The sequence below is a fragment of the Streptomyces sp. NPDC048671 genome, assembly GCF_055587045.1.
Genome location: NZ_JBVJHB010000003.1, coordinates 238,812 through 253,673, shown reverse-complemented (window position 1 = coordinate 253,673; position 14,862 = coordinate 238,812). Strand labels below are relative to the sequence as shown.

Annotated in this window: 10 protein-coding genes; 8 read left to right on the top strand and 2 right to left on the bottom strand. The window is 72.8% G+C overall.

Going from position 1 to position 14,862, the window contains the following annotated elements:
- Positions 1-263: 263 nt before the first annotated feature.
- Complete coding sequence (locus ACZ6S6_RS08040; protein WP_469704375.1) at positions 264-1,874, top strand: protein phosphatase 2C domain-containing protein; 1,611 nt, start codon at positions 264-266, stop codon at positions 1,872-1,874.
- 115 nt (positions 1,875-1,989) lie between these two features.
- A complete protein-coding gene (locus tag ACZ6S6_RS08035; protein WP_362954688.1) occupies positions 1,990-3,732 on the top strand; it encodes a pyruvate dehydrogenase in 1,743 nt (580 codons plus the stop codon).
- A gap of 90 nt (positions 3,733-3,822) precedes the next feature.
- Here ACZ6S6_RS08035 and ACZ6S6_RS08030 read toward each other — a convergent pair whose 3' ends face one another.
- Positions 3,823-6,936 (bottom strand): alpha-mannosidase, encoded by a 3,114-nt coding sequence (locus ACZ6S6_RS08030; protein ID WP_469704374.1) that lies wholly within the window; start codon positions 6,934-6,936, stop codon positions 3,823-3,825.
- A gap of 200 nt (positions 6,937-7,136) precedes the next feature.
- On the opposite strand from ACZ6S6_RS08030, the gene ACZ6S6_RS08025 reads away from it, so the two are divergent.
- The 6 genes from ACZ6S6_RS08025 (at position 7,137) to ACZ6S6_RS08000 (ending at position 13,133) form a co-directional block, all read left to right on the top strand.
- Positions 7,137-8,306 (top strand): NAD(P)/FAD-dependent oxidoreductase, encoded by a 1,170-nt coding sequence (locus ACZ6S6_RS08025; RefSeq protein ID WP_469704373.1) that lies wholly within the window; start codon positions 7,137-7,139, stop codon positions 8,304-8,306.
- Positions 8,307-8,427: 121 nt separating this feature from the next.
- On the top strand, positions 8,428-8,766 hold the full coding sequence (locus ACZ6S6_RS08020; RefSeq protein ID WP_362954683.1) for a (2Fe-2S)-binding protein: 339 nt from the start codon (positions 8,428-8,430) through the stop codon (positions 8,764-8,766).
- Positions 8,747-10,213 (top strand): FAD/NAD(P)-dependent oxidoreductase, encoded by a 1,467-nt coding sequence (locus ACZ6S6_RS08015; RefSeq protein WP_362954681.1) that lies wholly within the window; start codon positions 8,747-8,749, stop codon positions 10,211-10,213. The genes ACZ6S6_RS08020 and ACZ6S6_RS08015 overlap by 20 nt, the downstream gene beginning before the upstream one ends.
- Positions 10,214-10,314: 101 nt before the next feature.
- A complete protein-coding gene (locus ACZ6S6_RS08010; protein WP_362954679.1) occupies positions 10,315-11,223 on the top strand; it encodes a dihydrodipicolinate synthase family protein in 909 nt (302 codons plus the stop codon).
- A gap of 54 nt (positions 11,224-11,277) precedes the next feature.
- Positions 11,278-12,279 (top strand): proline racemase family protein, encoded by a 1,002-nt coding sequence (locus ACZ6S6_RS08005; protein ID WP_469704372.1) that lies wholly within the window; start codon positions 11,278-11,280, stop codon positions 12,277-12,279.
- Between the two features lie 116 nt (positions 12,280-12,395).
- The gene (locus tag ACZ6S6_RS08000) at positions 12,396-13,133 is read left to right on the top strand and encodes a GntR family transcriptional regulator (RefSeq protein ID WP_469704371.1); all 738 of its coding nucleotides are present in this window, start codon (positions 12,396-12,398) and stop codon (positions 13,131-13,133) included.
- Positions 13,134-13,224: 91 nt separating this feature from the next.
- Here the strand turns inward: ACZ6S6_RS08000 and ACZ6S6_RS07995 are convergent, their stop codons facing one another.
- Positions 13,225-14,802, bottom strand: a complete 1,578-nt coding sequence (locus ACZ6S6_RS07995) for an aminopeptidase P family protein (protein ID WP_469704370.1) — start codon at positions 14,800-14,802, stop codon at positions 13,225-13,227.
- Between the last annotated feature and the right edge of the window lie 60 nt (positions 14,803-14,862).

Below are 14,862 nucleotides of genomic sequence, written 5' to 3'. Positions count from 1 at the left end.
CCGCAGCACCAACAACCTCCGGAACGTGATGCTTTGTGCTGCCCGTTCCGGTTTCCCTCGCAACAAGGTGCTGGTGAGCAAGGGAAGTTGAGACCATGACCGACGTCCGCGCCGCGCGCTGACGACGGATCACCCCGACCGGTCCGCCGGGCGTCCCTCCCGTGGGGGGTGGGGCCGCCCGGCGGACCTCTTTCCCGGAGGCCTCCCATCACATTTTCGGGATGATCCGTTTTGCGACGGCCCCCGCGGTGGACAATATGGGCATGAGTCAGCAGGGGGAGAGGCCCGCCGCCCACGAGGACGACTGGTGGCGCAGGCTGTACGACGAATCCGCCCCGGACACCGGGGCGAGCCAGGCGGCCGACAGTCTCGACGACCGCTTCGACTCGGCATCGGACGCCGTGGGGCCCGACGGCCGTGACGCGTACGAGGCGGCCGCGGTGGTGCCCGAGCCACGGGTGGCGCCGCCGGAGGCCGACCGGACGGCGCAGGCCCCGCCCGTTCCGCCCCCGACGCCACCGCCGTCGCCGTCGCGCGAGGAGCCCGTACGCGCTCCGTGGGAGCCCCCGGCCGGCACATCCGGGCCCCGCACCTTCGCGACACCGGCGCCCATACCCGCCCCGGCGCCCGAAGCCGTGGCGCCCGAGCCCCCTGCCGAACCCGCACCCGAACCCGAACCCGAAGCCGCATCCGAACCCGCACCCGTGCCGCCCCCGCCGCCTCCCGCCGATCCCCGCATCGCCCCGCCGCTGCCCAGACGGCCGGTCGTCGAGCGGAAGGAGAACGAGCGGCCGGACGAGAACGAGCGACCGGACACGAAGACCCCGGCCCACACCGCTCCTGCTCACACCGCTCCGGCCCGCACCTCCCCCGCCGCCGGGGCGCAAGCGCCCCGCCCCGCGTCGTACGTGGGTGCCCGGCCGCCCACGTACGACGCGGAGCCCACCGCGCTGCCCGCCACCGACCCGCGCGAGATCCACGCCCTCGTCGCCGACACCGTGCTCGACGGCGCCGTTTACGGGACGTACACCCTGCGGGCCGCCTCCGTGCGCGGTGACTCCGCACGGTTCCGGGGCGAGCCCCGGCGCGACGCGCTGCTCACCGCGCGCTTCGGCACCGCCGAGAGCGCCCTCGTCCTGGTCGCCGTCGCGGGCGGCGCCCGTACCGCCGAGGGCGTGCATCCGGCCGCCGCCGACGCGTGCCGCTGGATCGGTGAGGCCGTCGGACGCAGCCATGCCCGGCTCTCCGAGGACATACGGGCGGGCCGCCGCGGCGAACTCAAATCGGGTCTGCACCGGCTCGCCGACCGCAGCTACGGCAAGCTCCGCGCCCGCGCCGCCGAACTCGGGCTCGAACCGCACGAGTACACGTCGGGTCTGCGCTGCCTCCTGCTGTCCGCCGATCCCGACTGCCGCACCCGGGTCTTCTTCGGCGTCGGCGGCGGAGGGCTCTTCCGGCTGCGCGACGGCAGCTGGCAGGACCTCGAACCGGCGGTTGCGCACCCCGGCGAACTCACGGGGGAGGGCGTGGTCGGTTTCGGCTCCGCGTCCCCCGAGAGCGGTCCCGACGGCGAGCGGCTGACCATGGACCTGGGGATCACCACCGCCCCGTCCCCGTACATCGAGAGCCCGGTCCCGCCGCCCGCGGAACCGTTCCGCTTCCGGGCCTCGGTCGCCCGGCCGGGCGACACCCTGCTGCTGTGCAGCAACGGTCTGGCGGACCCGATGCGCGACGAACCGGCGCTGGCCGAAGAACTCGCCGCCCGCTGGGCGCCCGGCCCGGCGCCCGGCCTCGCGGAGTTCCTCGCGGACGCCCAGCTCAGGGTCAAGGGGTACGCCGACGACCGGACGGCGGTCGGCGTCTGGGAGGCGTAACCGCGCGCGCCGTGGGTTGATGGACTCCGGAGAGAACCGCTCCGGCGGAGGTTTCGCGCCCCGGAGTCCGGACAGCCGAACGTGCACGGAGCACAGGCAGAGGGAGAACGCACCCATGGCCAAGCAGAACGTGTCGGAGCAGTTCGTCGACATCCTCGCCCGCGCGGGCGTCAAGCGGCTGTACGGAGTCGTCGGCGACAGCCTCAACCCGGTCGTCGACGCCATCCGCCGGCACTCGGGCATGGACTGGATCCAGGTCAGACACGAGGAGACGGCCGCGTTCGCCGCCGGTGCGGAGGCGCAGATCACCGGCACGCTGGCGGCCTGCGCCGGATCGTGCGGACCCGGCAATCTCCACCTCATCAACGGCCTCTACGACGCACACCGCTCCATGGCACCCGTGCTCGCGCTCGCCTCGCACATCCCGTCGAGCGAGATCGGCCTCGGGTACTTCCAGGCGACCCATCCGGAGCTGCTCTTCCAGGAGTGCAGCCACTACAACGAGATGATCTCCAACCCGCAGCAGATGCCGAGGCTGCTCCAGACGGCCATCCAGCACGCGGTCGGCCGGGGCGGCGTCAGCGTCGTCTCGATGCCGGGCGACATCGCCTCGCAGTCCGCACCGGAGAAGTCGATCGAGCACGCCATGGTCACCTCACGGCCCTCCGTGCGGCCGGGCGACGCGGAGATCGAGAAGCTCTGCCGGATGGTCGACGAGGCCAAACGGGTGACGCTGTTCTGCGGCAGCGGGACGGCCGGTGCGCACGCCGAGGTGATGGAGTTCGCCGAGCGGGTGAAGTCCCCGGTCGGGCACGCGCTGCGCGGCAAGGAGTGGATCCAGTACGACAACCCGTACGACGTCGGCATGAGCGGCCTGCTCGGCTACGGCGCCGCCTACGAGGCCACCAACGAGTGCGATCTGCTGATCCTGCTCGGTACGGACTTCCCGTACAACGCCTTCCTCCCCACCGATGTGAAGATCGTCCAGGTCGATGTGCGGCCCGAGCACCTGGGCCGCCGCTCCAAGCTCGATCTGGCGGTCTGGGGCGATGTCCGCGAGACGCTTCGCTGTCTGACCCCGCGGGTGAAGGCGAAGACCGACCGCAAGTTCCTCGACCGGATGCTCAAGAAGCACGCCGACGCGCTGGAGGGCGTGATCAAGGCGTACACCCGCAAGGTCGACAAGCACGTGCCGATCCACCCGGAGTACGTGGCATCGGTGCTGGACGAACTCGCCGACGAGGACGCGGTGTTCACGGTCGACACGGGCATGTGCAATGTCTGGGCGGCCCGCTATCTGTCGCCGAACGGCAAACGCCGGGTGATCGGTTCGTTCACCCACGGCTCGATGGCCAACGCGCTGCCGCAGGCCATCGGCGCGCAGTTCACGGACCGGAACCGGCAGGTCGTCTCGATGTCCGGGGACGGCGGATTCACCATGCTGATGGGGGACTTCCTCACCCTCGTCCAGTACGACCTGCCGGTGAAGGTCGTCCTGTTCAACAACTCCGCGCTGGGCATGGTCGAACTGGAGATGCTGGTGGCGGGACTGCCGTCGTTCGGGACGACCAACAAGAACCCGGACTTCGCGGCCATCGCCCGTGCCTCGGGGGCGTACGGCGTACGTGTCGAGAAGCCCAAGCAGCTCGAAAGCGCCCTCAAGGATGCTTTCAGGCACAAGGGCCCGGCCCTCGTCGACGTCGTCACCGATCCCAACGCGCTCTCCATCCCGCCGAAGATCAGCGCGGACATGGTGACCGGTTTCGCGCTCTCGGCAAGCAAGATCGTGCTGGACGGCGGAGTGGGGCGGATGGTCCAGATGGCCCGCTCCAACCTCCGCAACGTGCCCCGCCCCTGACCCGCGACGGCCAGGAGCGAGGCCGGGGCGGGCCGGGACGGTTCCTCACATCCCGTCCTCACATCCCCACATCCCCACATCCCCACGTCCTCAGGCCGGGGTCAGCCGCACCGTCAGGATCTGGAACGGCCGCAGCGTCAGCGAGAGGCCGTGCGCGTCGGTCGTCGCCTCGTGCAGCGGCCGTTCCAGCAGGTCGGTGATCCGGGCCGCGACGACGGGGAACGAGACCCGCAGCGTCGCGTCGGCCCGGCCCCCGGCCGACTCGTAGAGCCGGACGATCACATCGCCGCCGCGGTCCTCGGCGAGCTTCACCGACTCCACGGTCACCGCCGGATGGCCGGTCGACACGACCGACGGCACCGCCGGGGCGACCGCGGCGCGCAGCGGCAGATTGAGCGCCAGTCCCTCCCGTACCGCGTCGGTGATCTCCACGCCGGGCGCCAGCGCGTACCGGAACCGGTGCGTGCCGAGGTCGGTCTCCGGGTCGGGGCTGTGCGGGGCGCGCAGCAGTGTCAGCCGTACGGTCGTGCCGAGGCCCGCCGCGTGCGGGGTGCGGGTCACCTCGTGCCCGTACGTCGAGTCGTTGAGCAGCGCGATGCCGTACCCCGGCTCGGCGACCCGCAGCCAGCGATGGGCGCAGATCTCGAAACGGGCCGCGTCCCAGCCGGTGTTGGCGTGCGTGGGCCGGTGGACGTGACCGAACTGGATCTCGGCCGTGGACCGTTCGGCGTGCACATCGAGCGGGAAGGCCGCCTTGAGTACCTTCTCCGACTCCTGCCAGTCCACCTCGGTCTCGATATCGACCTGCCTGCTCCCCGCGGCGAGCCGGATCTCCTGCACGATCCGGGACGCGCCGAACGCACGCACCACCCGCACGGCCGCCCGCAGCGGCCCCTCCTCCACCAGCTCGACCAGCTCGGCATCGGTGAGATCGGTGCGTGAGCGGCGGTAGTGGGCGTCGATGTCCCACGCGTCCCAGTTGTTCGGGTGGTCCGGGTGCAGCTGGAGGAGGTTGGCCCGGTGGCCCGGGGCCAGGACCTCACGGCCCGCCGCGAGGTCGAGGACGGAGGTGATCAGCCCGTCCCGGTCGACGGTGACGCGCAGCAGCCCGTTGTCGAGGACGGTCCCGTCGTCCGCGCGGACGACGGCCGAGACGCCCTGCTCCGGGACCGCCGCACCGTCCAGCAGCCCCGAGCCGAGCCCCGGCGCCTCGGCGAGCACCGCGGTGCGCCCGTCGCCCAGCGGCTGCGCATGAGCCCCGGACGGCAGCACCGCACTCGCCTCGGCGTCCAGCTCGACGACCTGACTGCGCGGGTACGGGGAGGAGTTGAGCGCCACGAGCCCCTGTGCCCTGCCGAGCGCCGTCACCGCCTCCGCCACCAGGTCCGCCAGCTCCACGCGCGCCTGCTCGTAGGTGTCACGGGCCTCGCGGTGGACCCAGGCGATGGACGAGCCCGGCAGGATGTCGTGGAACTGGTGGAGCAGGACCGTCTTCCAGATCCGGTCCAGCGCCTCGTACGGGTAGGCGTACGCGGGTGCCCGCAGGGCCGCCGCGGTCGCCCACAACTCGGCCTCGCGCAGCAGGTGTTCGCTGCGGCGGTTGCCCTGTTTGGTCTTCGCCTGCGTGGTGTACGTCGCCCGGTGCAGCTCCAGGTACAGCTCACCCGACCAGACCGGTGCCTGCGCCCCGTACTCCTCCTCGGCCGCGGTGAAGAACGCCGAGGGCTTCTCGATCTCGACCCGGGGGGAGCCCTCCAGATCGCTGAGTCTGCGGGCCTTCTCCATCATCTCCCGGGTCGGGCCGCCGCCGCCGTCGCCCCAGCCGAACGGCATGAGGGAGCGGGTGGCCCGGCCCTTGTCCGTGAAGTTCTTCTCGGCGTGGGCGAGTTCCAGGCCGTGGAAGTGGGCGTTGTAGGTGTCGACGGGCGGGAAGTGCGTGAAGATCCTGGTGCCGTCGATGCCCTCCCACCAGAAGGTGTGGTGCGGCATCTTGTTGGTCTGGTTCCACGACAGTTTCTGCGTCAGGAACCACCGGATACCCGCCAGCCGGGCCAGCTGCGGGAACGCGCCGGTGCAGCCGAAGGAGTCCGGCAGCCAGATCTCCTCGGTCTCCACCCCCAGCTCCTGCTCGAAGAACCGCTTCCCGTGCACGATCTGCCGGGCCAGCGCCTCGCCGCCGGGCAGATTGGCGTCGGACTCCACCCACATCGAACCGACGGGCTCCCACTGCCCGTCCGCCACCGCCCGGACGATCCGCTCCCAGATGTGCGGCTGGTGCTCCTTGACCCACGCGTACTGCTGGGCCTGTGAACAGGCGAACACCAGCTCCGGGTAGTCCTTGGCGAGCGCGGTGACGTTGGCGAAGGTGCGGGAGGCCTTCCGTACCGTCTCGCGCAGCGGCCACAGCCATGCCGAGTCGATGTGCGCGTGCCCGGTGGCCGAGATCCGGTGCGCGCTCGCCGACGCGGGCCTGGACAGGACCTCGGTGAGCTCGGCCCGTCCGGCCGCCGCGGTGGCGGACACATCGTGCAGATCGAGTGCGTCGAGCATCCGCTCCAGCGCCCGCAGGATCTCGTGCCGCCGCGACCGGTCGGTGGGCAGCTCCCGCATCAGCTCGGACAGCACCTCGATGTCCAGCACGAGGTGCCAGACGTCCTCGTCCAGCACGGCGAGGTCCGCCGACGCGAACCGGTAGAGCGGATCGTCGCCCGCCGTGAGCACGTCCCCGAGCGGCGTCGGCTCGAAGCCGTGTTCCAGCACCGCCGGGTTGGCCGCCGCCTCCAGCAGCAGGGAGACCCGCTCGCCACCGGCGGCGGGTGCGCCGACGGTCAGATGCCGGTTGCGCGGGTGGACACCCTTCAGCGGGACGCCCTCGGTGTCGTAGAGCATCCCCTCGGCCTGGAAGCCGGGAGCCTGGCCCGAGAAGCCCGGATCGACCACCACCTCGACCCGGCGGCCGGCCCACTCCTGCGGCACCGCACCGTCGAGCCGGAACCAGCTGGTGGTCCACGGACCGCCCCACACCGTCCCGGCCGCGAAGGGTTCGTAGCGCGCCTTGAGAGCCTCCGCCACCGGAACCGGCTCGCCCGGCGCATGCCACACCGCCAGCGTGAGCGGGGTCCGCGCCGCGTACTCGGCGGGGCGGATGAACTGGCGCAGGGCCCGCTCCAGCCGGCCCTCCACCAGTGTGCTGTCGTCGTGCATGTCGCTCCTCGTTGTCGGCGCCCGCGCGCGGTCGAGGGCTTGCATTCCCCGGTGGCAGGCATCCACCCCTCACCGGCGGCCGGCGGCCGGCCGCCGGTACCGCGGGGCGTGACGTGGGGCGCAGCGTACGTGACGACGCGTCATACAGAGGGTGATGACGCCCTCTTGGCACCCCCTGAGCAATGTGACATATTACTGACGTGTTCATGAGACAGCCTTTGGACGTTGTCGTTGTCGGGGCCGGAGTGGTCGGCGCCGCCTGCGCCTACTACGCCGCCCGGTCCGGACTCGCGGTCGCGGTGGTGGACCGCGGACCGGTCGCCGGTGGCACCACCGGGGCCGGTGAGGGCAATCTCCTGGTCTCGGACAAGTCGCCGGGTCCGGAGCTGGACCTCGCGCTGCTCTCCTTGTCCCGCTGGCGCGAACTCTCCGAAGTGCTGCCACCGGCGATCGAGTTCGAGCGCAAGGGAGGTCTGGTGGTCGCGGCCGGCGCGTCGTCGCTGGCCACCCTGACCGCGACGGCGGCCGGACAGGGCGGGGCGGGAGTGCGGACCTGCGCGGTCGCCCCGCACGAGCTGGCGGAACTGGAACCGCACCTCGCGCCCGGCCTCGCGGGCGGAGTCCTCTATCCGCAGGACTCGCAGGTGCAACCCGCCCTGGCAGCGGCCCACTTGATACGCGCGGCACGCGACGCCGGGGCCGTCGTGCACCTGGGCGAGGCGGTCACGGCCGTGCTGACCGGGCCGACGGGCGCGGTGCGCGGCGTACGGACCGGCGGGGGTGACCTGCTCGCGCCCGCGGTCGTCAACGCCACGGGCGTCCGGGGCGGCGAGCTGGCCGCACTGGCGGGGGTGGAACTGCCCGTACTGCCCCGGCGCGGGTTCGTCCTGGTCACCGAGCCGCTGCCACGCCTGATCAGGCACAAGGTGTACGCGGCGGAGTACGTGGCCGATGTCTCCAGCGGGTCGGCCGCTCTGCAGACGTCACCCGTCGTGGAGGGCACACCGTCGGGGCCGGTACTGATCGGCGCCAGCCGCGAACGGGTCGGCTTCGACCGCACGTTGTCCGTGCCGGTCATCAGCCGGCTGGCCGCCGCGGCGGCCGCGCTCTTCCCCGTACTCGGGACGGCCCGCGTGCTGCGCGCCTACCACGGGTTCCGCCCCTACCTGCCCGACCACCTCCCGGCGATCGGACCCGACCGCCGGGTCCCGGGCCTCTTCCACGCCTGCGGCCACGAGGGCGCGGGTATCGGACTGGCGCCCGCGACGGCGGCGCTGGTCGTCGCGGCGATCCGCGGGGAGGAACCCGCCATCGACCCCGAGCCGTTCCGGCCGGACCGGTTCGACGTGACGCCCGGATCCGGGCCGTGAACCGCCGGCCGCGACGCCGTACACCACAGAGAAGCCCGCTACCGGCCCCGGCCTCGCCACGCGGGTCCCGCGAACTCCCGCCGGCCGGCCCGACCGCCCGATCACCGAGACAGGAGCCCTGGTGATACGTATCCGTAAGCGCGACACCGCCCGCACCCCGGCCGGCGTGGCCGGTGCCGAGTCCGGGCCGGGGTTCGAGATCACCTTTGACGGCCGCCCGGTCCGTGCCCTGCCGGGGCAGAGCGTGGCGGCAGCCCTCTGGGCGGCCTCCGTCCTCACCTGGCGCACCACCAGGGTGAACGGACGGCCACGGGGTGCCTTCTGCGGTATCGGCTCCTGCTTCGACTGCCTGGTCACCGTGAACGGCGTCCCCGGCCGCCGGGCCTGTCTGCTGCCCGCCGGCCCCGGCGACGTGGTCACGACCCAGGAAGGAGACGGACATGCCGGACTCCTCCACTGAGCCCCCCGGTTCCGCGGCCGCGCCGTCCTTCACCGAACTCGCGGTGGTGGGCGCCGGACCGGCCGGACTGGCGGCGGCGGTCACCGCGGCCGACCGCGGACTCGATGTCGTCCTGCTCGACGCCGCGGACGCACCCGGCGGCCAGTACTACCGCGCCCCGGCCCCCGGCCTCGGCGCCACCCGGCCCGAGGCACTGCACCACGGCTGGGCGCGGTTCGCCGCACTGAGGTCCCGTCTCGACCGGCACCGCGACGCGGGGCGGATCCACCACCTCGCCGGGCATCAGGTGTGGGCCGTCGAGAGGTCCGGGGCGGACTGGACCCTGCACGCCGTCACCGGGCCCGACAGCGAGGGTTCGGCCGCGCTGCGCGCCCGCCGGCTGCTCATCGCGACCGGCTCCCACGAGCGCCAGCTCCCCTTCCCCGGCTGGACCCTGCCGGGTGTCGTGGGCGCGGCCGGGGCGCAGGCCATGCTCAAGTCGGGGCTGGTACTGCCGGGACGGCGCATCGTCGTCGCGGGCAGCGGGCCGCTGCTGCAGGCCGTCGCGGTGTCCCTGACGCGGGCGGGCGCCCGGGTGCCCGCTCTGGTGGAGGCCGCCGGATACGTGGAGTACGGACGCGCTCCCCGCGTGCTGGCCGCCGACCCCGGCCGGCTCCGGGAGGGCGTACGGCACGGCGTGGCACTGGCCCGCGACCGGGTACGGGTGCTGACGCACCGTGCGGTCACCGCCGTGCACGGCACCGACCGGGTGGAGGGTGTCACCGTCAGCCGCCTGGACCGCGACTGGCGTCCGCTGCCCGGGACCGGGCGCCGTATCGACTGCGACACCCTGGCCGTGGGCCACGGCCTCGTACCGCAGCTGGACCTCGCCGTGGGCCTGGGCTGCGCGACCCGGTGCGGTGCGGACGGGGCGGCCGCCCTGGTGCTCGACGACGACCTGCGCACCACCGTGCCCGGTGTCTGGGCCGCGGGGGAGACGGGCGGCATCGGCGGGGTGCACCTCGCGCTGGCCGAAGGGGAGCTGGCCGCGCTCTCCGTGACCCGCGACGCAAGGCAGGGGACGCGGGGCCGGGACGCGCACCGGGTGACGGCGCTGCGCCGGGCCCGGCGGCGGATGCGCGCGTTCGCCGAGCTGATGGGCGCCGTGCACCGGCCCGGCCCCGGATGGACCGAGTGGCTCACCGCGGACACGGAGGTCTGCCGCTGCGAGGAGGTCACCGCCGGCGCGATCCGCACAGCGGTCGACGACCTCGGTGCCGGGGACAGCCGTACGGTCAAACTCCTCACCCGGGCCGGGATGGGCTGGTGCCAGGGCCGGACGTGCGGATTCGCGGTCCGGGGACTGGCGGGCTGCGCCGCGGAGGCCGGAGCCCCCGACCGCCGTCCGCTCGCCTGCCCCGTCCCGCTCTCCGTGCTCGCCCGCGCGGCCCGCCCCGAGGACGTGTGAGGCCCCGCGGCGCGCCCGTCTCCCGGCCCCCGCCCGTCTCCCGGCCCTCTCCTTCTTCTCCCCTGCCGATTCATGTCATGTCACCACCTCAAGGAGCCCAGATGTCGACGAACTCCGCAGCACGGACCAGGCCTTGGCGAGGCGTCATGGTCGCCACCCCGCTCACCCTGCGCGAAGACCGGTCCATCGACTTCGACGCGTACGCGGCCCACGTCCGCGACCTCGTGGACGCTGGCTGCGACGGAGTGGTGCCCAACGGCTCGCTGGGGGAGTACCAGACCCTCACGGACCAGGAGCGCGACCAGGTGGTGCGGGTCGCGGTCGAGGCGGCCGGGGACGGCGCCAGGGTCATGCCCGGGGTCTCCGCCTACGACAGCGCCCAGTCGCGCCGCCGGGCCGACCAGGCGGCGGAGGCGGGTGCCGGTTCCGTCCTGCTGCTGCCGCCCAACGGCTACCCGTGCGAGGACGCCGCGGTCCGCGCGCACTACGCCGAGGTCGCGGGGGCGGGCGTGCCGGTCGTCGCGTACAACAATCCCTTCGACACCAAGGTCGATCTGTCCCCGCGGCTCCTGGCACAGCTCTACGCGGACGGGTCCATCGTGGCCGTCAAGGAGTTCAGCGGGGACGTCCGCAGGGCCTACGAGATCGCCGAGGAGGCTCCCGGGCTCGATCTGCTGGTCGGCGCCGACGACGTCCTGCTGGAACTCGCCCTGGCCGGTGCGGTCGGCTGGATCGCGGGCTGCCCCAACATGCTGCCCGCCGGCTGTGTCGCGCTGTACCGTGCCGCCGTCTCCGGGGACCTGGAGACGGCCCTGCCGCTCTACCGGCGGCTGCATCCGCTGCTGCGGTGGGACTCGAAGCCGGAGTTCGTCCAGGCGATCAAGGCGTCGATGGACATCGTCGGACGGCACGGCGGTCCCACCCGTCCGCCGAGGCTGCCGCTGGACGCCGAGGCCGTGGCCGCCGTACGCGCCGCCACCGAGAAGGCGCGGGCCGAGGGACTGGACTGACCGGCCCCCGGCCCGCACACCGCAACGGACCGGCAGGACGACCGAGGAGGAGACTTGCGCACGCGTCACATATTCCACGCCGTCGACTCGCACACCGAGGGCATGCCCACCCGCGTCATCACCGGCGGGATCGGCACCATCCCCGGCGCCACCATGGCCGAACGACGCAATCACTTCATGGCGCACCGCGACGCGGTGCGCACCCTGCTGATGTACGAGCCGCGCGGCCATGCCGCCATGAGCGGTGCCGTACTCCAGCCGCCGACCCGCCCCGACGCCGACTTCGGGGTCCTGTTCATGGAGGTCTCGGGCTTTCTGCCGATGTGCGGACACGGCACCATCGGGGTGGCCACCGTGCTGGTGGAGACCGGCATGGTGGAGGTCACCGAACCGGTCACCACGGTGCGGCTGGACACCCCCGCCGGACTGGTCTGCGTCGATGTGCACGTCGAGGACGGGGCCGCCGTCTCCGTCACGCTCACCAACGTCCCGGCCTTCTCCGCAGGCCTGGGTCTCACGGCGAAGGTGCCCGGTTTCGGCACCGTCCCCTACGACCTCGCCTACGGCGGCAACTTCTACGCGATGGTGCGACTGGACGATCTCGGGCTCCCCTTCGACCGCTCGCGCAAGGACGAACTGCTGGAGGCGGGGCTCGCCCTGATGGACGCGGTCAACGACACCGACCGGCCGGTCCACCCGCTCGACCCCGACATCCACGGGCTCAAGCACGTGCAGTTGATCGCACCTGGCTCCGACGCCGTCCACTCCCGGCACGCCATGGCCATCCACCCCGGATGGTTCGACCGGTCACCGTGCGGCACCGGAACCTCCGCCCGGATGGCCCAGCTGCACGCGCGGGGCGAACTCCCCCTGGACACCGACTTCGTCAACGAGTCCTTCATCGGTACGTCGTTCACCGGCCGGCTGGTCGCGGAGACCACCGTCGGAACGCTGCCCGCGGTCGTCCCCACCGTCACGGGCCGCGCCTGGATCACCGGAACCGCGCAGTACTTCCTCGATCCGGCCGACCCCTTCCCCGAAGGGTTCCTGCTGTGAATCCGTGACCCGGCGGACCCCTGCCGCCCGGCCCCGCACTCCCCGCGCCACGGAGCCGGGCGGCAAGACAACGTGACATTGTATTCTGGTGCTCCATACGGTGCTGGAGGACAGACATGGCCCGCCTCACGTCGCTCAACGTGATCTCGGCGCAGGAACATCTGCGCGACCAGGTGGCGCACGCGCTGCGGGCGGCGCTGATCTCCGGGGAGCTGAGGCCTGGCACGATCTACTCCGCGCCCGCGCTCGCCTCGGAGTTCGGCGTCTCCGCGACGCCCGTCCGCGAGGCGATGCTCGATCTGGCCCGGGAGGGACTGGTCGAGGCCGTCCGCAACAAGGGCTTCCGGATCACCGAGCTGACCGACCAGGACCTCGACGACTTCACCGAACTCCGCGCCATGATCGAGGTCCCCACCGTGGGCCGGATCGCGCGGATGGGCCTGACGCGGGAGCTGGAGGCGCTGCGCCCCGTCGCGCAGGAGATCGTCGAGGCCGCACGCCGGCACGACATACTGGGCTACCTGGAGGCAGACCGCCGCTTCCACCTCGCTCTGCTCGGGCTGGCCGGGAACCGCCGGCTGGTCGAGGAGGTCAGCGAGCTGCGCAAGCGCTCCCGGCTCTACGGGCTGAACCGGCTCGCCGAATCAGGGCAGTTGACGGCCTCGGCCGAGGAGCACGTACAACTGCTGGATCTGGTGGTCGCCGGTGACGCCCCCGGCGCCGAGGCCTGCATGCTCGCCCATATGTCCCATGTCCGGTCCCTGTGGGCCGACGGCAAGCGGGCGGACATGGAACGGGCGGACGGGGAGCAGGCCGACGGGGAGCCCGAGGGCGTACCGGCCGTCAAGGCCTGAGGCCGGCGGCCCCGGCGCCGGCCCGGCCCAAGTACGCGGTGCCCAGGGCTGTTCAGCGGCCTCCCGAGGCCGTTGCGGCCCCGGCCGCTCCTCAGCTCTCCAGCAGCCCCGCCATCCAGGCCTCGACGCCGTCCGGCGTCCGGGGCAGCGCGGATGACATCAGCCGGGCGCCGTCCGCGGTGATCACGAGGTCGTCCTCGATCCGGATGCCGATGCCCCGGAGCTCCCGGGGGAGCGTCTCGTCGTCCGGCTGGAGGTACAGGCCCGGCTCCACGGTGAGCACCTGCCCCGGCTCCAGGACCCCGTCCAGGTACGCCCCCGCGCGTGCCTGCGCGCAGTCGTGCAGGTCCATGCCGAGCATGTGGCCGCTGCTGCACAGGGTGTAGCGGCGGTGGAACCCGTTCTCGGGGGCCAGCGCCTCCTCGGCCGGCATCGGCAGCACGCCCCAGTCGTGCAGGCCGTCGGCGATGACCCGCATCGCGGCCTGGTGGAAGTCGCGGAACCGGGCGCCGGGACGCAGCGCCGCGATGCCCGCGTCCTGGGCGGCCAGCACCAGTTCGTACGCGGTGCGCTGGAGGGGGGTGAAGGTGCCGGACAGCGGGAGGGTGCGGGTGACGTCGGCCGTGTAGAGCGAATCGGTCTCCACGCCCGCGTCCAGCAGCAGCAACTGCCCGCGCTCCATCGGGCCGTCGTTACGGGTCCAGTGCAGCACACAGGCGTGCGCCCCGGCGGCGGCGATGGTCGCGTAGCCGGGACCGTTCCCGTCGAGCCGGGCCCTGAGGCCGAACACGCCCTCGACCACGCGTTCGCCGCGCGGATGGGCCAGGGCCTGTGGCAGTGACCGTACGACGTCCTCGAACCCGGCGGTCGTCGCATCGACGGCTCGCTGCAACTCGCCCTGCTCCCAAGGGTCCTTGACGAGCCTCAGCTCGCTGAGGACGGTGTCCAGGCCGGCCGGGGCGGGCCGTGGCGCGGGGATCCGGCGAGCGTCACCCAGCAAGGCGTCGACCGCCGGGTCGACGCCTGCGACGACCCTGGTCGGGGGCTGGGCCCCGGTCATCAGCTTGTCCCACGCGTCCAGGTGCTCGCAGCGGATGCCGGTGAGCCCGGCGGCCTCCGCGAGACCGGGTCTGCGGCCGACCCAGAACTCCCCGTACCTGCGGTCCTGGTAGAACTCGCCGCCGGAACGCGGTGACCGGGGTCTCAGGTAGAGGACCGCCTCGTGGCGGGCGTCCCCGTCGGGCTCCAGGACCAGCACATGGCCGGCCTGGTCCTCCCCGGTGAGGCCGGTGAGCCAGGCGTAACCGGTGTGCGGTCTGAAGCGGTGGTCCGTGTCGTTGGACCGGACAGCGAGGGCGCCCGCCGGAATGACCAGCCGCTCGCCCGGAAAGCGGGCGGCCACCCGCGCGCGGCGGGCCGGTGTCAGGTCATGGGACGGGACGCGGTCACCCGCCGGGAGCGGGGTATCGGCCCAGGTGGCGCGCATGAAGGCGTCCAGGGCCGGCGACACCGGCAGGTCGTGGCTGCCGGTGTGCAGGGGGTTTCGGGGATCGGTCACGGGGCGGAACTCCTCGGGCTGTGTCGACACCGGCCGCAAGCAGGGCGTCGCGGACGGGAGTTGGCGCGTCGATGAATCTGCGCGCAACGCCTTCCAAAGAACATGTGACATGTGCCATTGTACAGACGGCCGCGATTGAGGTCGTGCTCATGTCAGACCCATATCCCCGTC

Excerpts from the sequence above, each read along its gene's own strand:
- ACZ6S6_RS07995 (WP_469704370.1), bottom strand. The coding sequence starts at position 14,802 with ATGTCACATGTTCTTTGGAAGGCGTTGCGCGCAGATTCATCGACGCGC.
- ACZ6S6_RS08000 (WP_469704371.1), top strand. The coding sequence starts at position 12,396 with ATGGCCCGCCTCACGTCGCTCAACGTGATCTCGGCGCAGGAACATCTG.
- ACZ6S6_RS08010 (WP_362954679.1), top strand. The coding sequence starts at position 10,315 with ATGTCGACGAACTCCGCAGCACGGACCAGGCCTTGGCGAGGCGTCATG.
- ACZ6S6_RS08040 (WP_469704375.1), top strand. The coding sequence starts at position 264 with ATGAGTCAGCAGGGGGAGAGGCCCGCCGCCCACGAGGACGACTGGTGG.
- ACZ6S6_RS08035 (WP_362954688.1), top strand. The coding sequence starts at position 1,990 with ATGGCCAAGCAGAACGTGTCGGAGCAGTTCGTCGACATCCTCGCCCGC.
- ACZ6S6_RS08015 (WP_362954681.1), top strand. The coding sequence starts at position 8,747 with ATGCCGGACTCCTCCACTGAGCCCCCCGGTTCCGCGGCCGCGCCGTCC.
- ACZ6S6_RS08030 (WP_469704374.1), bottom strand. The coding sequence starts at position 6,936 with ATGCACGACGACAGCACACTGGTGGAGGGCCGGCTGGAGCGGGCCCTG.